This window comes from Amycolatopsis sp. (genome assembly GCF_035546795.1).
In the GTDB taxonomy this organism is placed as follows: Bacteria; Actinomycetota; Actinomycetes; order Mycobacteriales; family Pseudonocardiaceae; genus Amycolatopsis_E.
Map to the genome: position 1 here is coordinate 31,677 of NZ_DASZWC010000028.1, position 21,937 is coordinate 53,613.

The 21,937-nt window shown below is 69.5% G+C and carries 26 protein-coding genes; 6 read left to right on the forward strand and 20 right to left on the reverse strand.

The genetic code is table 11. The features are described from left to right. Nucleotides 1-7: 7 nt before the first annotated feature. The 4 genes from menE to VHD82_RS17615 all read left to right on the forward strand — a co-directional run bounded on the left by menE (nt 8) and on the right by VHD82_RS17615 (nt 3,129). On the forward strand, nt 8-1,141 hold the full coding sequence (gene menE, locus VHD82_RS17600; RefSeq protein ID WP_325704462.1) for an o-succinylbenzoate--CoA ligase: 1,134 nt from the start codon (nt 8-10) through the stop codon (nt 1,139-1,141). A gap of 32 nt (nt 1,142-1,173) precedes the next feature. Then, complete coding sequence (locus VHD82_RS17605; RefSeq protein WP_325704465.1) at nt 1,174-1,308, forward strand: hypothetical protein; 135 nt, start codon at nt 1,174-1,176, stop codon at nt 1,306-1,308. A 24-nt stretch (nt 1,309-1,332) separates the two neighbouring features. Then, nucleotides 1,333-2,205: a 1,4-dihydroxy-2-naphthoate polyprenyltransferase gene (locus VHD82_RS17610; protein WP_325704468.1), complete on the forward strand. Its 873-nt coding sequence runs from the start codon at nt 1,333-1,335 to the stop codon at nt 2,203-2,205. Nucleotides 2,206-2,268: 63 nt separating this feature from the next. Continuing rightward, nucleotides 2,269-3,129 (forward strand): helix-turn-helix transcriptional regulator, encoded by an 861-nt coding sequence (locus VHD82_RS17615; RefSeq protein WP_325704471.1) that lies wholly within the window; start codon nt 2,269-2,271, stop codon nt 3,127-3,129. Here VHD82_RS17615 and VHD82_RS17620 read toward each other — a convergent pair. The 3 genes from VHD82_RS17620 to VHD82_RS17630 are packed head-to-tail and all read right to left on the reverse strand — an operon-like array spanning nt 3,122 to nt 4,985. Beyond that, on the reverse strand, nt 3,122-4,186 hold the full coding sequence (locus tag VHD82_RS17620; protein WP_325704474.1) for a PLP-dependent cysteine synthase family protein: 1,065 nt from the start codon (nt 4,184-4,186) through the stop codon (nt 3,122-3,124). The genes VHD82_RS17615 and VHD82_RS17620 overlap by 8 nt on opposite strands. Beyond that, a complete protein-coding gene (locus VHD82_RS17625; RefSeq protein WP_325704477.1) occupies nt 4,183-4,500 on the reverse strand; it encodes a DUF4229 domain-containing protein in 318 nt (105 codons plus the stop codon). Before VHD82_RS17625 ends, VHD82_RS17620 begins: the two co-directional genes overlap by 4 nt. A gap of 11 nt (nt 4,501-4,511) precedes the next feature. Then, nucleotides 4,512-4,985: an Lrp/AsnC family transcriptional regulator gene (locus VHD82_RS17630; RefSeq protein ID WP_325704480.1), complete on the reverse strand. Its 474-nt coding sequence runs from the start codon at nt 4,983-4,985 to the stop codon at nt 4,512-4,514. Nucleotides 4,986-5,151: 166 nt separating this feature from the next. On the opposite strand from VHD82_RS17630, the gene VHD82_RS17635 reads away from it, so the two are divergent. Then, nucleotides 5,152-5,361: a BldC family transcriptional regulator gene (locus tag VHD82_RS17635; RefSeq protein WP_139095352.1), complete on the forward strand. Its 210-nt coding sequence runs from the start codon at nt 5,152-5,154 to the stop codon at nt 5,359-5,361. A 174-nt stretch (nt 5,362-5,535) separates the two neighbouring features. Then, complete coding sequence (locus VHD82_RS17640) at nt 5,536-5,712, forward strand: hypothetical protein (protein ID WP_325704484.1); 177 nt, start codon at nt 5,536-5,538, stop codon at nt 5,710-5,712. Nucleotides 5,713-5,716: 4 nt separating this feature from the next. Here the strand turns inward: VHD82_RS17640 and VHD82_RS17645 are convergent, their stop codons facing one another. The 17 genes from VHD82_RS17645 to VHD82_RS17725 form a co-directional block, all read right to left on the reverse strand. Continuing rightward, nucleotides 5,717-6,796, reverse strand: a complete 1,080-nt coding sequence (locus tag VHD82_RS17645; RefSeq protein ID WP_325704487.1) for an AAA family ATPase — start codon at nt 6,794-6,796, stop codon at nt 5,717-5,719. Continuing rightward, complete coding sequence (gene ccsB, locus VHD82_RS17650; RefSeq protein ID WP_325704490.1) at nt 6,796-7,776, reverse strand: c-type cytochrome biogenesis protein CcsB; 981 nt, start codon at nt 7,774-7,776, stop codon at nt 6,796-6,798. The genes VHD82_RS17645 and ccsB overlap by 1 nt, the downstream gene beginning before the upstream one ends. Then, nucleotides 7,763-9,382, reverse strand: a complete 1,620-nt coding sequence (gene resB, locus VHD82_RS17655; RefSeq protein ID WP_325704493.1) for a cytochrome c biogenesis protein ResB — start codon at nt 9,380-9,382, stop codon at nt 7,763-7,765. Before resB ends, ccsB begins: the two co-directional genes overlap by 14 nt. Next, the gene (locus tag VHD82_RS17660; RefSeq protein WP_325704496.1) at nt 9,379-10,152 is read right to left on the reverse strand and encodes a cytochrome c biogenesis CcdA family protein; all 774 of its coding nucleotides are present in this window, start codon (nt 10,150-10,152) and stop codon (nt 9,379-9,381) included. Before VHD82_RS17660 ends, resB begins: the two co-directional genes overlap by 4 nt. Nucleotides 10,153-10,219: 67 nt before the next feature. Next, on the reverse strand, nt 10,220-10,792 hold the full coding sequence (locus tag VHD82_RS17665; RefSeq protein ID WP_325704499.1) for a TlpA disulfide reductase family protein: 573 nt from the start codon (nt 10,790-10,792) through the stop codon (nt 10,220-10,222). Beyond that, on the reverse strand, nt 10,789-11,415 hold the full coding sequence (locus VHD82_RS17670; protein ID WP_325704502.1) for a histidine phosphatase family protein: 627 nt from the start codon (nt 11,413-11,415) through the stop codon (nt 10,789-10,791). Before VHD82_RS17670 ends, VHD82_RS17665 begins: the two co-directional genes overlap by 4 nt. After that, complete coding sequence (gene hemL / locus VHD82_RS17675) at nt 11,412-12,713, reverse strand: glutamate-1-semialdehyde 2,1-aminomutase (protein ID WP_325704505.1); 1,302 nt, start codon at nt 12,711-12,713, stop codon at nt 11,412-11,414. Before hemL ends, VHD82_RS17670 begins: the two co-directional genes overlap by 4 nt. A 25-nt stretch (nt 12,714-12,738) precedes the next feature. Next, on the reverse strand, nt 12,739-13,101 hold the full coding sequence (locus tag VHD82_RS17680; protein WP_325704508.1) for a hypothetical protein: 363 nt from the start codon (nt 13,099-13,101) through the stop codon (nt 12,739-12,741). A 13-nt stretch (nt 13,102-13,114) separates the two neighbouring features. After that, nucleotides 13,115-13,534: a DUF3093 family protein gene (locus VHD82_RS17685; RefSeq protein WP_325704510.1), complete on the reverse strand. Its 420-nt coding sequence runs from the start codon at nt 13,532-13,534 to the stop codon at nt 13,115-13,117. After that, entirely contained in the window at nt 13,531-14,070 is a 540-nt protein-coding gene (locus tag VHD82_RS17690; RefSeq protein ID WP_325704512.1) for a hypothetical protein, read from the reverse strand. The genes VHD82_RS17685 and VHD82_RS17690 overlap by 4 nt, the downstream gene beginning before the upstream one ends. Before the next feature lie 204 nt (nt 14,071-14,274). Continuing rightward, nucleotides 14,275-15,246, reverse strand: coding sequence for a porphobilinogen synthase (hemB, locus tag VHD82_RS17695; RefSeq protein ID WP_325704515.1), 972 nt, complete (start codon nt 15,244-15,246; stop codon nt 14,275-14,277). Between the two features lie 64 nt (nt 15,247-15,310). Then, nucleotides 15,311-16,843 (reverse strand): bifunctional uroporphyrinogen-III C-methyltransferase/uroporphyrinogen-III synthase, encoded by a 1,533-nt coding sequence (locus tag VHD82_RS17700; RefSeq protein ID WP_325704518.1) that lies wholly within the window; start codon nt 16,841-16,843, stop codon nt 15,311-15,313. Nucleotides 16,844-16,871: 28 nt separating this feature from the next. Next, nucleotides 16,872-17,831 carry a hydroxymethylbilane synthase gene (hemC, locus tag VHD82_RS17705; RefSeq protein WP_325704521.1) on the reverse strand — a complete coding sequence of 320 codons (960 nt, stop codon included), beginning with the start codon at nt 17,829-17,831 and terminating at the stop codon, nt 16,872-16,874. Next, entirely contained in the window at nt 17,828-19,147 is a 1,320-nt protein-coding gene (locus VHD82_RS17710; protein WP_325704524.1) for a glutamyl-tRNA reductase, read from the reverse strand. Before VHD82_RS17710 ends, hemC begins: the two co-directional genes overlap by 4 nt. Before the next feature lie 3 nt (nt 19,148-19,150). Further along, nucleotides 19,151-19,939 carry a redox-sensing transcriptional repressor Rex gene (locus VHD82_RS17715; protein ID WP_325704825.1) on the reverse strand — a complete coding sequence of 263 codons (789 nt, stop codon included), beginning with the start codon at nt 19,937-19,939 and terminating at the stop codon, nt 19,151-19,153. A gap of 178 nt (nt 19,940-20,117) precedes the next feature. Then, nucleotides 20,118-21,647: a molybdopterin-dependent oxidoreductase gene (locus VHD82_RS17720; protein WP_325704527.1), complete on the reverse strand. Its 1,530-nt coding sequence runs from the start codon at nt 21,645-21,647 to the stop codon at nt 20,118-20,120. Nucleotides 21,648-21,683: 36 nt separating this feature from the next. Continuing rightward, nucleotides 21,684-21,908, reverse strand: a complete 225-nt coding sequence (locus VHD82_RS17725; protein WP_325704530.1) for a glutaredoxin family protein — start codon at nt 21,906-21,908, stop codon at nt 21,684-21,686. Nucleotides 21,909-21,937 lie beyond the last annotated feature (29 nt).

The window sequence follows — 21,937 nt, forward strand, 5'->3', positions numbered from 1 at the left end:
GGTCCGCGTGCGTGAGGTCTGGGTCGACGGGTCCGTCGACGAACTGCGGAATGCGCTTGCCGAGGCACTTGACGGTGGCCCCGCGGTGTTGCCCCTGGCGCCCGGCTCGGCGGAGCTGCGGACGGCGATGGCACCCGGCGAGCCGGTCGAACCCGGCACGGCGGTGATCATCGCGACCTCCGGGTCCACCGGCCAACCCAAGGGTGTGCTGCTCTCGGCCGACGCGTTGCGCGCCTCGGCGACGGCGACGCACGAGCGGCTCGGCGGCCTCGGGCACTGGCTGCTGGCGACGCCGGCGCAGTACATCGGCGGTGTGCAGGTGATCGTCCGGGCTTTGCTGGCCGGCAGCACCCTCGCTTCGTTGCCGCCGGGCCGGTTCACAGGTGACCTGTTCGCCGAGGCGGCGGGCCCGGTGCTGGCCCAGGAGGGACCGCGGTACACGGCCCTAGTGCCGACCCAGCTCACCCGGATTCTCGACGCGGGCGGTCCGGGTCTCGCCGCGGCGCGCGCGTTCGACGCGATCATCATCGGTGCGGCGGCGACATCGGGCGGTCTGCGGGAGCAAGCGGCCGAAGCCGGGGTTTCGATCGTGCCCGCGTACGGGATGAGCGAGACAGCCAGCGGGTGCGTGTACGACGGCGTCCCGCTGGACGGGGTACGCGTGGATTTGGCTTCGGATGGCCGGATCCTGATCGCCGGGCCGGTGCTGACGCACGGCTACCGGCTCCGGCCGGATCTCACCGCCGAAGCCTTCGCCGACGGCTGGTTCCGCACCGGTGACCGTGGCGAGTTCGCCGGCGGCAGGCTGCAGGTACTCGGCCGGATCGACGACGTGATCAACACCGGCGGCGTCAAGGTGTCGGCGGCGGCGGTGGAGCGGGCGCTCGCGGGCTGCCCCGGGGTGCGGGATTCCTGCGTAGTGGGATTGCCCGATCCCGAGTGGGGCGAGCTGGTGGCCGCCGCCGTAGTGCCGGATGGGCCGCCGCCGGATGTCGCCGAGCTGCGCGCGGCGGTGCGGGAATCCGCTGGTGCGGCGGCTGTTCCGAAGCGGTTCGAGTTCGTCGAGGCACTCCCGCTGCGCGGCCCGGGAAAGATCGACCGGAACGCGGTGGCGACGCAAATTTTCCACCCGATTGGTTGACACCGTCCGAAAGTCCGATTTCACTCGCTTGCATGATCTCGCTGAAACGCGTCCTCCTCGCCGCGCTGGCGCTGCTGGCGTTGACGGCCTTCGCCGCGCCGGCGGCGTCCGCGGACGAGCCCGGCTCCGGCACCCTCACCTGGTCGGTCCCGCTCGACTCGGAGTGATGCCCGTCCACCACAATGGGTGACATGGCGACAGTCGCAGAGTGGATCGAGGGGGCCCGCCCACGGACCCTGCCCAATGCCGTGGCTCCCGTTGTGGCCGGGATCGGCCTGGCCATCCAGCTCGGCGCCTTCACCTGGTGGCAGTCGCTGCTCGCGCTGCTGGTGGCGCTGTCGCTGATCATCGGCGTGAACTTCGCCAACGACTACTCCGACGGCATCCGCGGTACCGACGAGAACCGGGTCGGCCCGCTGCGGCTGGTCGGTTCCGGTGTCGCCGCCCCGAAGCTCGTGCTGACCGCCGCGCTGGCCTGCCTCGGCCTCGCCGGGGTGCTCGGCCTGGTCCTGGTGATCGCGACCGGCCGCTGGTGGCTGCTGGTGATGGGCGCGGTGTGCATCCTCGGCGCCTGGTTCTACACCGGCGGCAAGAAGCCTTACGGCTACGTCGGCCTCGGCGAGATCGCGGTGTTCGTGTTCTTCGGGCTGGCCGCGGTGCTCGGCACCGTTTACGTGCAGGCAGGGAAGGTCAGCTGGGAGGCCGTCGGCACCGCCATCGCCGTCGGTTGTTTCTCCACCGGCGTGCTGACCGCGAACAACTTGCGTGACATCCCCACCGACCGCGAAGTGGGCAAGAAGACGCTCGCCGTGCGCCTCGGCGACTCCGGCACCCGGCGGTTCTACCTGTTGCTGATCACGGTGCCTTACGTGGTCAGCATCATCCTCGGCATCGCGCACCCGCTGGCGCTGATCGCACTGATCACCGCCGCCATGCTGATCACCCCGGTGAAGGCGATCACCAGCGGCGGGACCGGCCGCGGGCTGATCCCGGTGCTGCGCGACACCGGCCTGGTGATGCTGGCCTGGTCCGTGCTGACAGCGATCGCGCTGGCGCTCAGCTGACCCGGCGTTCCTGGGGATGACAGGACCAGTCACCGGCTGATCCGCGCGCCTAGCCTTGACGGTATGACCGAAGCGAACCCGCTGGGCGACTACCTGCGCGCCCGCCGCGAGCTGGTCACCCCGGAGTCGGTCGGGCTGCCCCACACCGGTCTCCGCCGCGTGCCCGGCCTGCGCCGCGAGGAAGTGGCGATGCTGGCCGGCATCAGCGCCGACTACTACCTGCGTCTGGAGCAGGGCCGCGACCGCAACCCGTCGGCTCAGGTGCTGGAGGCGCTGGCCCGGGTGCTGCAGCTGGACGCGCCCGCCACCGAGTACCTGCAAGGGCTCGGCGCGAGCCGGCCGCGTCGCCGAAAGCGCCGTCCACGGCCCGAGACCGTACCGGCGGGCATCCGGAAACTGCTGGCGACCGTGCCGCTGCCGGGTTTCGTCGAGGGCAGGTGCTTCGACGTCCTCGCGTCGAACGAGCTGGCCGTCGCGCTCTCGCCGCGGCTGGCCGAGGGCGGCAACAGGCTTCGAGACTTCTTCCTCGATCCGGCCGAACAGGCGCTGTTCGGCGACTGGGAAGAGGCTGCGGCCGCACTGATCGCCGGGTTCCGCGCCTCGGTCGGGACCGACATCGACGACCCGCGGTTCATCGAGCTTGTCGGCGAGCTTTCCTTGGCCAGCAACACCTTCCGGACGTTGTGGGCCCGCCACGACGTGGTGCGCCGGCAGGGCGGATCCGTGACGCTGCACCACCCCGAGGTCGGCGAACTCACGTTGTACCGGGAGAAACTCGCGATCACCGGCACCTCGGGCCAGGTCCTCGTCCTCTACCACCCCGAAGCCGGCACGGAGCACGCCGACAAACTCGCGCTCCTCGCGTCCTATGCGCTGCCGGCCCACGACGACGAGCCGGGCCGGATCACCCCGGACCTCAGCTGACCCAGCGGCCGGTGGCCAGGAACTCCCGCATCGTCGCCAGTTCCGGTTCGATGGCCAGCTCGTGCCCGGCAAGCCACTCGTCGTCGTAGTACGTGTGGGCGTAACGCTCGCCGCCGTCGCAGAGCAAAGTCACCACGCTGCCGTGCTGCCCGGCGGCGAGCATTCGTGAAATCAGCTGAAAGGCTCCGTAAAGGTTCGTCCCGGTCGAACCGCCCGCCCAGTGCCCGGTGCGTTCGCGCAACAGCCGGATTGCCGCCATCGAACCGGCGTCGGGCACCTGGATCATCTCGTCGATCACCTGCGGCACGAACGACGGCTCGACCCGCGGCCTGCCGATTCCCTCAATACGCGAAGGCATTCCGGTGCTGTAGTCCATCGCACCGGTCTCCCAGGCGCCGAAGAACGACGAATTCTCCGGGTCCACCACGCAGATCTTCGTGGTGTGCCGCCGGTAACGCACGTACCGGCCGAAGGTGGCGCTGGTGCCGCCGGTGCCCGCGCCGACGACGATCCACGACGGCACCGGATGCCGCTCCAGCTTCATCTGCGCGAACACCGACTCGGCGATGTTGTTGTTGCCACGCCAATCCGTGGCCCGCTCGGCGTAGGTGAACTGGTCGAGGTAGTACGCGTCAGGCGCCGCGCCCAGGCGCTCAGCCTCGGTGTACATCTCGGCCGGAATGTCGACGAAGTGGCAGCGACCGCCGTAGAACTCGATGAGCTGCACCTTCTCGCGGCTGGTCTTGCGCGGCATCACCGCGACGAACTCCAGGCCGAGCATCCGCGCGAAGTAGGCCTCGGACACCGCCGTCGAGCCACTCGACGCCTCGATCAACGTGGTTCCCGGCCCGATCTGGCCGTTGACCAGCGCGTACAGCAGCAACGAGCGGGCCAGCCGGTGCTTGAGCGAACCGGTGGGGTGCACCGACTCGTCCTTGAGGTACAGGTCGATGCCCCATTCCAGGGGCAGCGGGAAGACGTGCAGATGTGTGTCGGCGCTGCGGTTGGCGTCGGCCTCGATCAGCCGGACCGCCTCGCGAACCCAAGCTCGGTTCACTCCTGCTCGCTCGCCTGGGAGACCGGCTCCTCCTGCTCGGCGTCCGTCTCGGACTCGCCGCGCAACTGCGCGCGCAGCTTCGCGCGTTCACGCGCGCGGCGCTCGTTGCGGGCGGCCAGCCCGGCCGTGACCCGGACGTTCAGCTTGCGGAACGCGAGCAGCCCGACCGGCAGGCCCACCACGATGCCGACCGCGAGCGCGACCAGCAACGGAACCTTGACCAGCACCAGGACCAGGGCCACGACCACGATCAGGCCGAACCGGGCCAGCAGGTAAAGAGTCAGGTCACGGGCCAGGTGCTGTCGTTCGCTCACGGCAGTCAAGGCTACGCGCCGTCCTCCGGCGGATCTTCGAGACCGTTGTTGTTCGGCCTGCCCTCGAAGCGGGTGGACAGCACGACCGTGGTGCGCGTGCGGGCCACTCCGGCTATCCGGCGGAGCCTGCCGAGACACCGCTCCAACTCGTCCACTGTGGGCACCCGGACCTTGACCACGAATGCCTCGTCCCCCGCCACCGCGTAGCAGCTCTCGACCTCCGGGAGCTGGCCCAACGCCTCGGCGACGTCGTCGTCCTCGGCCACGTCGGTGGGCTGGATGCCGACCAGCGCGGTGACCCCGAGGCCGACCGTGCTGGGGTTCACGACCGCGTGGTAGCCGGTGATCACGCCGGCGGATTCGAGCTTGCCGACCCGCTCGTGCACGGAGGACGCGGACAGCCCCACCGTTCTCCCGAGCTCCGCGTAGGTCGCCCTGCCGTTGAGCCTCAGCGCCGCGATGATCTTGCGGTCCAGTGCGTCCACAATGGTCACCATAGCCCTGTCCAGGCTGGGCGATTTGTCCCTTACTACCTCTTTACTCTTCGACAACCGTTCGAGTACCTGCCGGGTGAGATGCAACGATTGCCGTGTTGATATGCGGGGGCGAATTGCCTCCGGTATAGCACTGAGGTCGTTAAGGAGGCGGAAAATGACCGCAACCGTCGGAGGGCGTCTGCTGACGCCCGGCGAGGTCGCCGCATTGTTCCGGGTGGACCCGAAAACCGTGACACGCTGGGCGACAGCGGGCCGCATCGGTTCCATCCGCACCCCCGGCGGGCACCGCCGGTTCCGGGAGTCCGAGGTCAACGAGCTGCTCGCCGAGCTGACCACGGACGCCAGCGAGCCGACTCGCGGCTGAGCGCCCGGCACAGCCAGACCCGCGGCCCGGCGTTCGGTGTCCTTTGCCGACACTGCCGGCAGCCGCGGGCCCAGGGGCTGCGGCGAGTTCCGGGGCCAGCCGCCGGGAACCCGACAAAAGGGTTACGCTCGCAGATGCAGTTCCCGCGCCTCAAGCACTCGGAAGGGAGCGAGCATGATCTACCTGCTCGCAGCGGTCGGAGCGCTCACCATCGCTGTCCTGTTGTGGCGTGCCTTCGGGCCGGAGCGCGTCGGCGTGGCCTCCCGCCAAGCCCCGATCGCCCCCGACGACGACCCTGATTTCCTGCGCAAACTCGGTGAACAGCAGCATCGTCCCGACGACGAAAGCTGAAGAACTACTTCCCTGGGAACGCGTCGGCCATCGCGGCGGCCAGTTCCAGCAACGCCATCCTGGTATCCGGCTCGAGGCGGTCGAGTTCGATCTCGGCGCCCTCTTCCAGATGCGGATCGAACGGGATCCGGCAGACAGCCCGCGCCCGCGCCTCGAAATGCGCGGCCAGCTTGTCGAGATCGACCGAGCCGGCCTTCGGGCGCACCGAGTTGATCGTCACGATCGAGCGTTTCACCAGGTCGCCGTAGCCATGCGCCTCCAGCCAGTCGATCGTGGCCGAGGCGCTGGTGGCACCGTCCACCGAACCCGACGAAACCACGACAAGCGCGTCCGCCGAATCCAGCACGCCCTTCATCGCCGAGTGCATCAGCCCAGTCCCGCAGTCGGTGAGCACGATGTTGTAGTAGTGCTCCAGCAGGCTAACCGTGCGCAGGTAGTCCACCTCGGAGAACGCCTCGGAAACCGCCGGATCCTGTTCACTGGCAAGGATTTCCAGCCTGCTCGCGCCCTGTGAGGTGTACGCCCGCACGTCGCTGTAGCGGGTCATCTTGTCCGCGTCGCGCAGTAGGTGGCGGACGGTGGCGGTGGTCTCGATCGGGATTTTCTGCGACAGCGTGCCGCGGTCGGGGTTGGCGTCCACCGCGATCACCCTGTCCCCGCGCAGCGACGCGAACGTGGCGCCCAGCGTGGTGGTGATGGTGGTTTTGCCCACCCCGCCCTTGAGGCTGAGCATCGCGATCTTGAACGAACCCCGCAGCGGCTGGTTGATCCGCGCGATCAGCTCCCGCTGCTTGCGCTCGCCCGGGCTCTCCCCCGGGTTCACCAGCTTCCCGCTGCCAAGGTAAAGAGCCTTGCGCCAACCCGACCGCGGAATGCGCTTGGGCGCCGGGACGTTCGGCCGCTCCGGCGGCCGGACCCGCGAGGGCTGCGGTAGCGGCGGATACGGCGACTGCGGCTGCAGCGGCGGCAGGTTGGGGTCGTACCCCTGCGGCTGCTGGTACTGCGGGCGCCGTGGCGGCTGGGCCGGATGCGGGGTGGAGTCCGTGCGCTCCTCCGAAAAGTAGGGTTCGCGCGGTTGGTTCATCAGCCAACCCCGGCGTAGGAATGCAAGCCCGTCGTGACCAGGTTGACGAAGAACAGGTTGAACACGGTGACCGCGAAGCCGAGCGTGTTGATCACCGCCGCGCGGGTGCCGCGCCAGCCTGCCGTCGCCCGCGAGTGCAGGTAGGCCGCGTAGACCACCCACGCGACGAACGCCGTGGTCTCCTTCGGGTCCCAGCCCCAGAACCGGCCCCACGCCGACTCCGCCCAGATCGCCCCGCACAGCACGCCGAAGGTGAACAGCGGGAACGCCAGGATGGTGGTGCGGTAGGCGACCCTGTCCAGCACGTCGGCGGCGGGCAGGCGCGAGGCGAAGCGGGCGAACTTGCCGTTGCGCTCGTACGCCGTGCGGAACAGGTAGAAGATGCTCGCCACGCCCGGCACCAGGAAGATCCCGGACGAGGTCGCGGCGGCGGACACGTGGATGACGAGCCAGTAGGACTGCAGCGCGGGCACCACCGGGGCGGCGACCGTGTAGAGCAGGGTGCCGCCGATGAACATCAGGATCACGATCGGCAGCAGCATGAACCCGGACAGGTGCCGCACGGTGAACTTGCGGATCACGAAAAGCCAGGTCACCACGGCGATGAACGTCACCGCCATGATGTATTCGTACATGTTGCCCCAGGGCACGCGGTGCGTCGCCAGCCCGCGGAGCAACAGCGCCGCGAAGTGCAGGAGCGCGCCGAGCACCATCAGCGAGGCGCCCATCCGGCCGATCCGCTCGGCACGGCCGCGGCGGCCGGACGGCGTGGCCGGGGCGGGTGGCTCCTCGACGACCTCCGTGGCCGAAGGGCCGCCGGCGCCGGCCAGCTCACGCACCCGGGTGCGTTCGGCCGCGCGCCTGCCCTTCACGCCGAACGACTGCTCGATCAGGAAGAACACCAGTGCCAGCACGTAGATCGCGGTCGCGGTGGTGTAGGACCAGTCGCTGTACTGCGACAACGTTTCATTGACCGGCATGCCTCGTCCTTCTCTTCCCGGTGACCAGCTCGTCCGCGATCCGGACGAACTCCTCGCCATAGCCCGCCTGGTCGGTGCGGGCCAGTCCACCCACCTGCACCACGGTACCGGCTTCGCCCTCGCTCGCAGGGCTGACCCGCAACCACACCCGACGTCGTTTGACCAGCAGTGAAGCGCCGAGCCCCAGCAGCATCGCGACCGCGAACACCAGCACGTAGTCCTGCGTGGGGTCGTGTGAGACCTGCAACGAAACCCACCGCTGCGCCCCGTCGAAGGTGATCTTCGTGCCGTCCGCCAGCGAGACCGACTGGCCGACACTCAGGTTCTGCCTGGCGACCCGCTTGAGCCGCCCGTCGTCGACCATCGACTGGTCGATCTCGAAGATCGACTGGCCCTGGCCTGAGTCGAGGCCGAGATCGCCCTGCATCACGTCGATCGCAACCATCGGGTTGGTCATCGAAGCCGAGGTCGAGGTGAGCACGCCCCCGTGCACCATCCCGGTCGGGGCGAACAGCCCGGTGATCGCGAGCTGCTTGGTGCGCCGCTCGGCCGCGTCGGTGACGCCCGGCGGGTCGAACTTCGTCGCGCCCTCGGACAACTGCGTGGTCGTGTCGGCCGGGCGCCACTGGGTCTTCTGGGTGCGGGTCTCGCCGTTGGGATAGGTCACCGTGAAGATCGGTGTGTACCCGTTGCCCAGCAGGTAGACGCGGTCGCCCGCGGTGCGCAGCGGCGAGTTCACCTCGAGCAGGTAGGGCTTCCAGGTGTTGCTTTCGAGATCAGCGCCGGACTGGTACTGGATGTTCGACTTGTAGGCCACCGGTTCGCCTGCCGCGGTGTAGTCGGCGGTGAAGTCGTTGACCTTGACGCAGAACGGGTCGAGCTGGGTGCCGTCCACGCGCAGCCCGGGGTTGAACGAGTCGTAGGCGTAGACCCCGGAGTTGCAGAACTGGGAACCGTCGGCCTGCACGATGACCTGGCCGTCGTAGCTGTACAGCTTGCCAAGCGCGAACGCGATGATCAGGCCCAGCATGGCGAAGTGGAAGATCAGGTTGCCGGTCTCACGCAGGTACCCGCGCTCGGCGCTGATCGTGCGGACACCGTCGGCCTCTTCCCGCTCGACCGTGCGCCAGCCCTTGAGCCGCCGCCGCGCGCCTGCCAAAACCTCGTCCTCGCTGCGCTCCACCGTGGCTTCGCGGAAGTGCGGCATCCGGGAGAGATTGCGCGGGGTGAGCACCGGCTTCGCCCGCATGGAGCGGAAATAGTCGAAGCTGCGCGGCAGCAGGCAGCCCACCAGCGAAACCATCAGCAGGAAGTAGATCGCCGAGAACCAGACGCTGGAATAGACCGTGAAGAACTGCAACCGGTCCAGCAGGGTGCCCCACCAGCCGTGATCGGTGATGTACTGCGCCGTCTTGTCCGGGTTCAGCGCCCGCTGCGGCAGCAGCGCGCCGGGCAGTGCGGCGAGCGCGAGCAGGAACAGCAGGATGAGCGCGGTGCGCATCGACGTGAGCCCGCGCCAGACGTTGCGCAGGAAGGCGAGCATGCGCTGCAGCGGCGTGACCTGGTACGGCCGCTTCGGCTCGGGCGGGGCCTCAGTCGCGGTCATAGCGGAAGCACCGTGTCCGTCACGAAAGCGTTGCGCAGCCAGCCCATCAGCTCTCCCCACAGGCCGGTGACGAGCAGGACACCGACCACCAGCAACAGTCCCCCGCCGAACAACTGCACGCGGCGGCCGTTGCGGCGCAACCAGTCCGTGGCCCGCACGGCCCAGCGCGCGCCGAGCGCGATCAGCAGGAACGGCAGGCCGAGCCCGAGGCAGTAGACGAGCACGAGCAGGAACCCGCGGGCACCCGCGCTCCCGCTGGCTGTGGCCATCGCCAGCACGCCGGACAGCGTCGGGCCGATGCACGGGGTCCAGCCGAGGCCGAACACCGCGCCCAGCAACGGCGCGCCGAGCAGCCCGCCGCGCGGCACGCGGTGGAACCGGACGTCCTTCTGCAGCGCCGGGATCAGGCCGAGGAACACCAGCGCCATCGCGATGGTGACCACCCCGCCGATGCGCTGCAGCAGATCCTGGTTGCCCAGTACCGCGTCGGCCAGCCACACCAGCGTGCCGAGGCCGGCGACGAACACCACGGTGAACCCGAGCACGAACAGCGCGGCCGCACCGACGACCGAGTAGCGGCCCTTCTTGCGCTCCTCGTCCGCGCTCACAGCCGGCGCGTCGGCGCCGACGAGCGCGGCCAGATAGGCCAGGTAACCGGGGACGAGCGGGACCACGCACGGCGAGGCGAACGAAATCGCGCCGGCGAGCAGTGCGACTCCGGCGGCGAGCAGCAGCGGCCCGGAGGTCGCCAGCTCAGTCACGGAGTTCACTCTGCTGAGGGTAAGCAGTGAGTTTGGCGTGAACTCTTCGGGGCCCTGCTCAGCTGGCCAAACACGGTCATTCCGCGGCCAGTTTCCGCACCAGCGGCTCGATGTCGCTCGCCAGCAGGCTGCGCAGGTAGACGGCGGCCACCCGCTGTTGTTTGTCGATCACGATCGTCGACGGCACGACGTTCACCGGATACCCGGACAGCCGCAGCAGGGACCGGCCCGGCGGGTCGTAGATCGAGGGGTACGTCAGGCCGCGGTCGCGTACGAAGTCCTGCGGGGCGGACTTGTCGTCGTCACGGACGTCGAGCCCGAGCACCTGGACCCCGGACGCCTGCGTTGCGTGGTAGAGCTTTTCCATCTCCGGCGATTCGGTGCGGCAAGGCGCACACCACTGGCCCCAGATGTTGAGCACCACGACCTTGCCCTTGAAGTCGGCCAGCGAGATCTGCTTGCCGTCGTTCATCAGGTCGTCGCCGGAGAGGTTCGGGATCGTCTTGCGGTCGGCGCCGTCGTAGGTGATGTCGGTCTTGCCGCCGGGCGAAACGAACTCGAAGGTACTGCCCTGGGAAACGGCGTCCTTGCCGGTGCTGCAGCCGGCCAGCGCCAGCACCGCGGCCAGTACGAGGACAACGCGTTTCATGCGCCGGTCACCTTCGGGTCGGTGCTGCCGGCCGGCTCGCTGTAGACGATGTCGACGAGTTCCTCGCCGTCGAACACCAGGCTGGTCAGCGAGGCCAGCGAGCACTGCCTGTGGCGCGGGTCGTGCCAGAGCGTTTTGCCTTCGAGGAACCGGCGCAGCGTCCAGATCGGCAACTGGTGTGACACGCACAACGCCTCGTGCCCCTCGGCCGCCGCGCGCGCCCGGTAGATCGCGCCCAGCATCCGGTGCGCGATCTCCAGGTACGGCTCGCCCCAGGACGGCCGGAACGGGTTGCGCAGCTTCGACCAGTGCTTCGGCTGGCGCAGCGCGCCGTCGCCGACCGCGACCCGCTGGCCTTCGAAATCGTTCGCGGCCTCGATCAGCCGCTCATCGGTCTGCACGTCGAGCCGGTGCGCTCCGGCTATCGGCGCCGCCGTCTCCTGCGCGCGCTGCAACGGCGACGCGACGACGTACGTGATGTCGTGCCCCGCAACGGCTTCGGCCACCGTGAGCGCCTGGCGCTGGCCGCGCTCGGAGAGCCGGAATCCGGGCAGGCGGCCGTAGAGGATGTGTTCCGGGTTGTGGACCTCACCGTGCCGGAGCATGTGCACGATCGTGGTCACCGGCTGGCCTCCGCGGCAGCGGCGGCGGCAGCGGGTAACGCGGCCTCGATGACCTCGAACACCGCGTCGTCCATCGCGGCGTTGACGAACCAGGCCTCGTACGGACTCGGTGGCCCGTACACGCCCCTGTCCAGCAAGGCGTGGAAGAACGCGGGAAATCGCCAGGTCTCGGAGTTGGTCGCGTCGTGGTAGTTGCGGACCGGCTCCTCGGTGAAGAACACCGTCACCAAGTTGCCCGCGTACGCGATGTGATGCGCGACGCCCGCGGCAGTGAGCGCTTCGGTGAACAGCGCGCCGAGGCGCTGCGAGTTCTGGTCCAGCGCGCGGTACACGTCGTCATCCGCCGCGCGCAGCGTGGCGAGCCCGGAAGCGACCGCCACCGGGTTCCCGGACAGCGTGCCCGCCTGGTAGACCGGGCCGCCCGGGGCAAGCTTGGCCATCACCTCGCTACGGCCACCGAAGGCCGCGGCCGGTAGCCCGCCGGACATGACCTTGCCGAACGTGTACAGGTCGCCGGCCACTCCGTCGAGGCCGAACCAGCCCGAGCGCGAAACCCGGAAACCGGTCAGCACTTCGTCCATGATCAGCAGCGCACCATGCTGGTGCGCCACCTCCAGCAGCCCGGCGTTGAAGCCCTGGACCGGTGGGACCGCGCCCATGTTGCAGGCCGCGCCCTCGGTGATGACCGCCGCGATCGAATCCGGATTGTCCGCAAAGGACTTTCGCACCGCGTCGATGTCGTTGTATGGCAAGACAATCGTGTCCGCCGCCTGCGCGCCGGTGACCCCAGGCGAGGTGGGCAGGCCGAGCGTGGCGACCCCGGAGCCGGCCTGCGCGAGCAGCGCGTCCACGTGCCCGTGGTAGCAGCCCGCGAACTTGATGATCTTGCTGCGGCCGGTGAACCCGCGCGCCAGCCGGATCGCGCTCATCGTGGCCTCGGTGCCCGAGTTGACCAGGCGGACCTGGTGCACCGGGTCGACGCGGGAGATGATCTCCTCCGCCAGCTCGACCTCACCGACGGTCGGGGTGCCGAACGAGAACCCGGCCGACGCGGCCTGCCGCACGGCGGCGACCACCTGTGGATGCGCGTGCCCCAGGATCATCGGGCCCCACGAAGAGACCAGGTCGACGTAGCGGTTCCCGTCGACGTCCCAGAGATAGGGGCCCTCACCGCGGGCCATGAACCGCGGGGTGCCACCGACCGAGTTGAACGCGCGCACCGGCGAGTTCACGCCGCCGGGCGTCGCGGCAGTTGCCCGCTCGAACCATGCCTTGGACTGATCGACTCCGTGCGTCACGACTGCCAGTCTCCCAAAGGCGGGGTCAGGCCTCGTTGAGGTGGGCTACGTAATCCTCGATGGTCTCGTCCGTCGGCTGCTTCTTCCGCTTCCTGCGATGCTTCGCGCGGATCGCCAGCAGGACTTCGCGCACGGCCTCGACCAGCAGGATCGCCGCCAGCGCGCCCAGGCCGATCGCGGCGGCCATCCAGTTGCCGAGGTAGCGGGTGGAGGTGAGCACCGTGCCGTCGCTGAGGTTGACCGTGAGCGTTTTCACGCCGGCGTGCCAGCAGCGGAAGGCGAACCACACCGCGACCGCGGCCAGGATCAGCTCGACGACCGCGATCAGCGCGCGCCACGGCCGGTGCAGTTTCGCGGGCGGCTGCTGCGGCAGCTGGACGTCGTTCACAGTGACCAGACTCTCACGTCCGCCGCAGCGCGTCGCGCAGTGCCGTCACGTCCTGCGCCCAGGCGAGCACCACGGTGTCGTCCTCGAGCCGGAGCGGCAGTTCGTCGTACTTGCGCGGGGTGCTCCAGCCGCCGCCGAGCACCCTGGCCCCGGTGGGCGCGCCGACGTCGTCCACCTCGGCGATTTGGCTCAGTGGCAAGGACTCACGGCCCTGCAGCAGTTCGGTGGTGGTGACGCGGACGGTCAGGAACCGGCGCCGCGCGTAGATCCACGGCGCCGTGATCGCGGCGAGCCCGATGCCGACCAGCACCCAGGCGACGGTGTGCGTCGCCCCCGTGGCCAGCTCCGCGAGGTAGCCGACGACAGCGAACAGCGGGCCGTAGAGCAGCGCCGTCCACTTCGCCCCGTACTCGACGAACCGCGTCTCGCTCACTTGGCCCTGCGGCTGACTTTCGGGAAGTAAGGGGTGACCTTGGGCAGGTACATGAGGATCAGCGCGACGAGCCCGATCAGGGTGGCCACCAGCGTGACGATGCTCGCGAACTGCACCAGCAGCTGGAACAGCAGGGTGATCACCATCAGCACGGTCAGCACCGTGCGGGCGGACCTCGTGCCCTGGCGCGCCTTCCAGGCGAACAGCACGTACAGCGCGGCGAACGAGACCGCGCCGACGAGCACCACCGCGAACACCACGGTCATCCCGGACCGGATCTGGTCCCCCGTGATCGAGGTGTTGGTGTTGCTGGTGACCAGCTGGTCGATCAGCCTGTCCCGGGCGAGGAACATCAGCAGGTAGCCGACGATGAAGACCACGCCGGACGCGACCCACAGCCAGAACGACACCTGTACCGGCTTGGGCGGGTCCACGACCGGGACCTCTTCGCCCGGCAGGCTCGGCGCGGGCGGCAGGCCCTTGCTGCGGCGCTCGTCGTCCGATTCCGGCTTTTCCGGCTCTTCAGGTGCGGTCACCCACGCAGGATACTGGCCGCCGTCAGAAGCGGCGGAGCCACTTGCGGTGGGCCGTCAGCCGGCACCGCTGCGGGTTCTCAGACGGCTTCTCGCGAGGACAGCGCCGAAGTGGTGAATCGGCATTCATGATGGGGCGATCCCGGAGTGAGAAGTCGTCTGAGGTTCCGCTACCCGCGCCGCCAAGCAAGCCGCACCGGCGAATTGTCAGTCCAGCCAGGCCGCGGCTTCGGTGGCCCAGTACGTGAGGATCAGGTCGGCGCCCGCGCGGCGGATGGACGTGAGGACCTCGAGGATGGTGCGCTCGCGGTCCAGCCAGCCGTTCGCGGCGGCGGCCTCGACCATCGCGTACTCGCCCGAGATGTTGTACGCCGCAACGGGAACGGGCGAAACCTCGGCCGCCGCGCGCAGGATGTCCAGGTACGACAGCGCCGGTTTGATCATGATCGCGTCGGCGCCCTCGGCGACGTCCAGCTCGATCTCGCGCAGCGCTTCCCGCGCGTTGCCCGGATCCTGCTGGTACGTCTTGCGGTCGCCCTTGAGCTGCGAGTCCACCGCTTCGCGGAAGGGGCCGTAGAAAGCGCTCGCGTACTTGGCCGAGTACGCGAGGATGACGGCGTCGGTGTGCCCGTGCTCGTCCAGCGCGGAGCGGATGGCGCCGACCTGGCCGTCCATCATCCCGCTCGGCCCCAGCACGTGCGCGCCCGCTTCGGCCTGCGCCACGGCCATGTCTGCATACACCCGCAGCGTCGCGTCGTTGTCCACGCCGCCGTGCTCGTCGAGCACGCCGCAGTGCCCGTGGTCGGTGAACTCGTCGAGACAGGTGTCGGCCATCAGCACGGTTTCGTCGCCGAGCTCGGCACGCAGGTCCCGCAGCGCGACGTTGAGGATGCCGTTCTCGTCCGTGGCGCCGGAGCCCACCGCGTCCCGGGTTTCGGGGATACCGAACAACATCAGCCCGCCGATGCCCGCACGCACCGCGTCCACCGCCGCCTTGCGCAGCGTGTCGCGAGTGTGCTGCACGACGCCCGGCATACTCGCGATCGGACGCGGCTGATCCGCCCCCTCGGCGACGAACATGGGCAGGATCAGCTGCCGCGGCCGCAGGGTGGTCTCACTTACCAAGCGCCGCATGGCGGGCGTGCCGCGCAGCCGACGGGGACGATGCTCGGGGAACACCCCAACGACGGTACTCCGGCCCGAAAAAGCCCTCCTTCCCAGGGGAAAGGAGGGCCTTCGCGACTCAGGAACGCCTGGTGCGCTTCGCCTTCCGGGGTGGTGGGAGGGCGCCTTCGGCACGCAGTTTCGCGGCGTGCGCGGCCAGCGCGTCGACCAGGTTCGGGATGTCCGCCTTCTCCGGCTGGACATCCACCCGCAGGCCGAACTCCACGGCGGTCTCCGCCGTCTTCGGGCCGATGCAGGCCACCAGGGTCCGGGTGTGCGGCTTGCCCGCGATCCCGACCAGGTTCCGCACGGTGGAGGACGAGGTGAAGCAGACCGCGTCGAACCCGCCGGTCTTGATCATCTCGCGGGTCTCGGCGGGCGGCGGCGCGGCGCGGACGGTGCGGTACGCCGTCACGTCGTCGACCTCCCAGCCGCGGTCGACCAGGCCGGCCGACAGGGTCTCGGTGGCGATGTCGGCACGCGGCAGCAGCACGCGGTTCACCGGGTCCAGGATGTCGTCGAACGGCGGGAACTCCGCCAGCAGGCCCTCGCTGGACTGCTCGTCCTTCGGGATCAGCTCGGGGTTGATGCCGAAGGCGCGCACCCGCTCCGCGGTGGCCTGGCCGACGCAGGCGATCTTCACGCCCGAGAAGGCACGTGCGTCGAGGCCGAACTCCTCGAACTTCTCCCACACCGCGCGCACCGCGTTCGCCGAGGTGAACACGATCCACTGGTAGCGGCCGTCGACGAGACCCTTGACCGAACGCTCCATCTGCGCCGGGCTCCGCGGCGGCTCGACCGAGATGGTCGGCACCTCGTGCGACGTGGCGCCGTGGCTGCGCAGCCTGTCCGCCATCTCACCAGCCTGCTCCTTGGTGCGCGGCACCAGGACCTTCCAGCCGTACAGCGCGCGGGACTCCCACCAGGACAGCTTCGAGCGCTGACCGGCCGCCTCGCCGATGGTCACCACCAGCGGGCCGACCAGCTCGCCCGCGTCCTGCGACAACGTGGCCAGCGAGCTGTCCAGGGTGCGCTGGGTGTTGATGGTGCCGTTGGACGTCACCGCGACCGGGGTGGTCGGCGCCAGGCCGTGCTCGACCAGCGCGCCGGCGGCTTCGGCCAGGTGGCTCGACGTCGCGTGCAGCACGATCGGCCCCGGCATGCCCGCCAGCCCGGACCAGTCCACGTCACTGCGGACGTCGACCTCGGCGTGCGAGCCGCCGAGCGCGATACCGGCATACGCGGGAACCGCGGAGCCGGGACTGACGCCGGGCACGATCTCGAACACGGCGCTGGTCTTGGCCACGGCCTGCACCTCGGCGACCACGGCGGGCAGCGTCAGCGGGTCACCGCCGACGAGCCGGAGTACGAGGCGGCCGGACTTGGCCTCGTTGGCCAGGTCCTTGGCGACCTCGCCTGGTTCGCCGACCGCGGGCCGGACCTCGGCGTCCGCGCTGGCTTGGGCGAGCACGCCGGCAGGCACGTCGGGGTCGGTCACCACGACCTCGGCCTTGGCGAGCAGTTCCTGGGCACGGACGGTCAACAGTCCGGCGTCGCCGGGGCCCGAGCCCACGAACGCGACGCGCCCAGCGGTATTCCGCGCGGGGGTCATCGTGTTTCTTTCTCCAGTGCGATCTTTGTCAACGTGAGTTGCGGCCAGGTCCGGACAACGCTCCGGCACCCAGGTCGAGCAGCTCCGCGGCCACCTCACGGCCGAGTCGCTCCGCTTCGCTCTTTTCGGCCAGCGCTGAGGCCTTGATCATTTCGACGGACTCCCCGTCGAGCCCGGCGGCGGCCGTACCCCGCAGCGAAACGCGCTCGATCACCGAGCCGTCCGCGTCGAGGTCCTCCACCACCTCGGCCAGCGCCCCGACGGGCGCGCTGCAGCCGGCTTCGAGCGCGGCCAGCATGGCGCGCTCGGCCGTCACCGCGACCCTCGTCGCTTCATCGTCCACAGTGGACCGAAGCAGGTGTTCGATGTCCACGTCGTCGACGCGGCATTCCACTGCCAGCGCACCCTGCGCGGGCGAGGGCAGCAGCTGGATCGGGTCCAGGGTCTCGGTGATCTTTTCGGCGAGGCCCAGGCGGACGATCCCGGCGCGGGCCAGTACAACCGCGTCCAGCTCACCGCTCGTGACCTTGCCCATCCGGGTTTCGATATTGCCGCGGATCGGCACGACGTCCAGGCCGAGCCCGAGCGCCCGCAGCTGCGCTGTCCGGCGCGCCGCGCCGGTGCCCACCTTCGACCCGGGCGGCAGCTCACCGAGCGTCAGGCCGTCGCGGGCGACCAGCGCGTCACGCGGGTCTTCCCGCTGCGGAACCGCGGCCAGCACGATGCCCGGTTCCGGCGCGGTGGGCAGGTCCTTGTACGAGTGCACGGCGACGTCGACCTGCTTGGTCAGCAAGGCTTCGCGCAGCGCCGAGGTGTACACCCCGACGCCGAGTTCGGTGACCGGCGTGCTCTTGTCGCGGTCACCGGCCGTGGAGACCTTGACGACCTCGACGTGCTCGCCGGCGGCGCGCAGGGCGTCCGCGACGATGCCGGCCTGGACCAGGGCGAGTGCACTGCCCCTGGTGCCGATCCTGATGGTTCGTGTCACTGGGTTTCACCGTCTGTCTTGGACTGGGGAGTGGGGCTGGCGACCACGGCGGGCGAAGCCGGGTCCAGCTCGAACAGCTCCCGCAGCGCGTTGGCGTAATCGGTGCCCTGCGCGTCCGCGGCGAGCTGCTTGACCCGCACCGTCGGCGCGTGCAGCAGCTTGTCCACGACGCGGCGGACGGTGCGTGCGAGTTCGTCACGCACGCCGGGCTCGAGCTCAGGCAGCCGGTGGTCCAGCCGCAGCAGCTCGGCGTCGACCACCTCGGCGGCCCGCTTGCGCAGCGCCGTCACGGTCGGGGTGACCGCAGCGCTGCGCTGGCCTGCCAGGTATTCGCGCACCTCGTCGAGCACGATTCCGGTGGCACGGGCGATCTGCTTCGCGGACGAAACGCCGCCCGTGTCGTCCATCCGGCGGCGGACCGTCTCCAGGTCCACCACCCGCACGTCAGGCACGTCCGCGACGGCCGGGTGCACGTCACGCGGCAGGCCGAGGTCGCAGATCACCAGCGACCGTCCCGCGCGCGGGAGAATGTGCCCAGCGGTCAGGACGACGTCCTGCGCGCCGGTGCAAGTGACCGCGAGATCGGCCTCGGCGAGCCGGGCCGCGAGCTCGTCCATCCCGGAGGCACGGGCCGGCACGCCCTGCTCCGTGATGTTGCTCGCCAGCCGCGCCGCGTTGTCGTAAGTGCGGTTGACCACCGTGATCCGGCCGATGCCGGCCTTGCGCAGCTGGCTCGCGGACAGCGCGCCCATCGAACCCGCGCCGACGACCACCGCGTGCTTGCCCGCGATGTCGGAGGTCTCGCCCAGCGCCTCGGAAACCACCGAAGCGCCCAGCGTGTCGAGGCCCGTCTCGGAGTGCACCCGCTTGCCGACCCGCAACGTGGTCTGGATCAGCTCGTGCAGGGTGCGCCCGACGGTGCCGGATTCCCTTGCCGTGGCATAGGAATTACGGACCTGGCCGAGGATCTGGGTCTCACCGACGACCATCGAGTCCAGGCCGGCGGCGACCGAGAAGATGTGCTCGACCGCAGCACCGGCGTAGTGCACATACAGGTTGTCGTAGAGGTCCGCGGCCGCGCATCCGGCGTGCTGCGCAAGCACCTCCGACACGTCGGCGAGCCCACCGTGGAACGTCTCCACGACGGCGTAGACCTCGATGCGGTTGCACGTGGACACGAGCATGGCCTCGTTCACATGCGCGCCCTGCTGCAGCTGGTGCAGCACCTTGTCCAGCTCATCCGCGCCGACCGCCACGCGCTCGAGCGTGCGCAGGTCCGCGGTGCGATAGGAAAGCCCGACGGCCAGGACAGACACTTGTTACCGCACCACCATTCCGTTGCCCACCGAGTGGGAGCCGTTCGCGTCGTCGGCGCGCCGGGCGACGTGGAAGGACAGGATCTGCAGCTCCACCGCCAGATCCACCTTTCGAACCTCGATGTGCTCCGGCACCTGGAGCACCACGGGCGCGAAGTTCAGGATGCACTGCACCCCGCCCGAAACCAGCCGGTCGCAGACCGACTGCGCCGCCGTGGGCGGGGTGGCGATCACGCCGATGGAGATCCCGCGCTCGGAGCAGACCTTGCGGATGTCGTCCAGGTGCGAGACCGGAATCCCGCCGACCGGCACACCGACCAGGTCCGCGTCCACGTCGAACAACGCTTCGACGGGAAAACCCCGGCCGGGGAACCCGCCATAATTCGCCAACGCATGACCGAGGTTTCCGATTCCCACCACGGCGACCTTGTGCTGGCGGGTCAGCCCGAGCGTCCGCTCGATCTGGCCGACGAGCACCCGCACCTCGTAGCCGACGCCACGTGTTCCGTAGGAACCCAGGTAGGACAAGTCTTTGCGGAGTTTCGCGGAGTTCACCCCGGCGGCGGCCGAAAGCTCTTCGCTGGCGACGGTGGTCGCGCCCTGCTCGGCCATCGCGGACAGCACCCGCAGGTAGACCGCCAGCCTGGCGACCGCGGCCTCCGGGATGGACTTGGGCCGGACCGGCTCGGAGCCGTTCACGCCGACGGCGGGCATTTCGGCGGTGGGCGCGTTGTCGGCATCGAGTTCGCGCGCGACAGCGGAGCCATTTCGCCGGCCACGCCGTGCCACCACGCTGGCCTCCTCTTCCGACACCGTCAACACCGCTCGCGAACTTTCCCCTTGACCCGGCGAACGAAGTCCGGTTTGATGCCGGGCCGCGCGGGGGGACTGGCAATACGGTAGCCATTTGTGAACGCAGGCACAAAGTCGCTGGTCGCAGGCATGACCAGAGACACACAGGGCACTACAGCTAGTTCGCGGAGAACGTGATGGTCTGCCAGCCGGTTGCCCCGTCCGGGACGACATCCGCGATCTGATCCGTCTGCGTGTAACCCGACTTGTCCGTGGCCCGAACGGTGACGGTGTGCGAGCCCTTCGAGGCGTCCAGCTGGGCCCACCACATCCGCCAGGAGTCGATGTTCACCTCAGTGGAAAGCATCGCGTCCTGCCAGGGCCCGCTGTCCACGCGCACCTCGACGCGGGAAATTCCGGTGTGCTGCGCGAACGCGATTCCGGCCACCCGCACCTTGCCGGGGGCGACGCCGCCGTTGGCGAGGTCGATCCGGGACTCGGTCTTGACCGGCCCCTGCTCCGACCAGCCGCGCTGCAGCCAGTAGGCCTGTTTCGCGTCCCACGTGGTCAGTTCGAGATCGGTCACCCACTTCGTCGCCGACACGTAGCCGTACAGGCCGGGCACCACCAGCCTGGCCGGGAAGCCGTGTTCGATCGGCAACGGCTCGCCGTTCATGCCGATCGCGAGCATCGCGCCGCGGCCGTTCTCCAGCACCGTCGACACCGGCGTGCCCGCGCTGAACCCGTCCGAACTGGTCGAGAACAGCTGCTCGGCGCCCGGCCGGACCCCGGCCTCGTTCAGCAGCCCGGCGAGATCGACGCCGATGAACCGCGCGGTCGAGATGTACTGGCCGCCGACGGGGTTCGACACGCAGCAAAGCGTGATGATCCGCTCGACCAGCGGCCGGTTGCGGATGTCGTCGTAGGAGTAGGTGATCTCCTTGTCCACCATGCCGTGGATGCGCAGACTCCAGTCCTCGGTACGCACCTGCGGCACCACGAGCGCGGTGTCGATCCGGTAGAAATCGCTGTTCGGCGTGATGAACGTCGGGGTGCCGAACTTGGCGAAATCGGCGCCGGCCGGCACCGCGGGCGCGGGTTCGGCGGGCACCAGCGGCCCGACGGCGGCGCGGGAACTGCCCGCGTCCTTACGCGTCCCGACCCATTGCCCGATCACCCCGACCACGGCCGCGCCGGCCGCGGTGATCAGGAAGCTCCGCCTGCTCGCGGAGGTGTCCCCGCGCAACGCGACCTTGTGCAGGATCCGGAAGACGGTGACGCCGGTGAGCAGGCTCATCGCGGGGGCGAAAAGGGCGGCCTGGCCGAGATCCGGCCGGAAGTAGACGGCCACGATGCCGACCACGCCGAAGGCACCGATCAGGAGCTGGCCCGGCAGCGGACGCTGGCGGGAGATCAGCCCGGCGACGATCGCGAGCACGATCATCACCACGGCCATTCCGCTCAACAGCACCGTTTTGTCGGCGGTGCCGAAGGCGCTGACCGCGAAGTTCTTCAGCCAGGTCGGGGTGAGATCGATGGCCGCGTTGCCGACCGCGAGGTACGGCGAGGCGTTGAACCCGACGAACGCGGCCACCACGTGTCCGGCGGCCAGCGCGGCGACGAGCGACAGCACGCCGATCAGCCCGGCGACCGGCGCCGGTAGTTTCGGCGCCGCCTGGATCGGCGCGTCGTGCAGGTCGGTGCTCACGTGTTCATTCTTCGCCCGCCGCCTGCGAAATCACCGTCAGGAAGGGCTTACGAGTGCCTTACGAAGCCGGTCCTCTTCGACTTTCCAGTACCCGTGCTCGACGTCGTCGATCAGGATCACCGGCACCCGGTCGCCGTACTCGGCGCGCCATTCCGGATCCGAGTCCACATCGGCGGTGTTCCACTCGACACCCAGCTCACCGCAGATCCGCTCGATATCGGCCTCAGCCACCTCACACGCATGGCAGCCGACGCGGCTCATGACCGTCACTCGTGTTTTTGCGGGGTTCC

Bases quoted from the DNA above. Each gene is read 5' to 3' on its own strand.
- VHD82_RS17605 (WP_325704465.1), top strand. From the start codon at position 1,174: ATGATCTCGCTGAAACGCGTCCTCCTCGCCGCGCTGGCGCTGCTGGCG.
- VHD82_RS17610 (WP_325704468.1), top strand. From the start codon at position 1,333: ATGGCGACAGTCGCAGAGTGGATCGAGGGGGCCCGCCCACGGACCCTG.
- VHD82_RS17615 (WP_325704471.1), top strand. From the start codon at position 2,269: ATGACCGAAGCGAACCCGCTGGGCGACTACCTGCGCGCCCGCCGCGAG.
- VHD82_RS17635 (WP_139095352.1), top strand. From the start codon at position 5,152: ATGACCGCAACCGTCGGAGGGCGTCTGCTGACGCCCGGCGAGGTCGCC.
- VHD82_RS17640 (WP_325704484.1), top strand. From the start codon at position 5,536: ATGATCTACCTGCTCGCAGCGGTCGGAGCGCTCACCATCGCTGTCCTG.
- VHD82_RS17645 (WP_325704487.1), bottom strand. From the start codon at position 6,796: ATGAACCAACCGCGCGAACCCTACTTTTCGGAGGAGCGCACGGACTCC.
- ccsB (WP_325704490.1), bottom strand. From the start codon at position 7,776: ATGCCGGTCAATGAAACGTTGTCGCAGTACAGCGACTGGTCCTACACC.
- resB (WP_325704493.1), bottom strand. From the start codon at position 9,382: ATGACCGCGACTGAGGCCCCGCCCGAGCCGAAGCGGCCGTACCAGGTC.
- VHD82_RS17665 (WP_325704499.1), bottom strand. From the start codon at position 10,792: ATGAAACGCGTTGTCCTCGTACTGGCCGCGGTGCTGGCGCTGGCCGGC.
- VHD82_RS17700 (WP_325704518.1), bottom strand. From the start codon at position 16,843: ATGACCCCCGCGCGGAATACCGCTGGGCGCGTCGCGTTCGTGGGCTCG.
- VHD82_RS17725 (WP_325704530.1), bottom strand. From the start codon at position 21,908: ATGAGCCGCGTCGGCTGCCATGCGTGTGAGGTGGCTGAGGCCGATATC.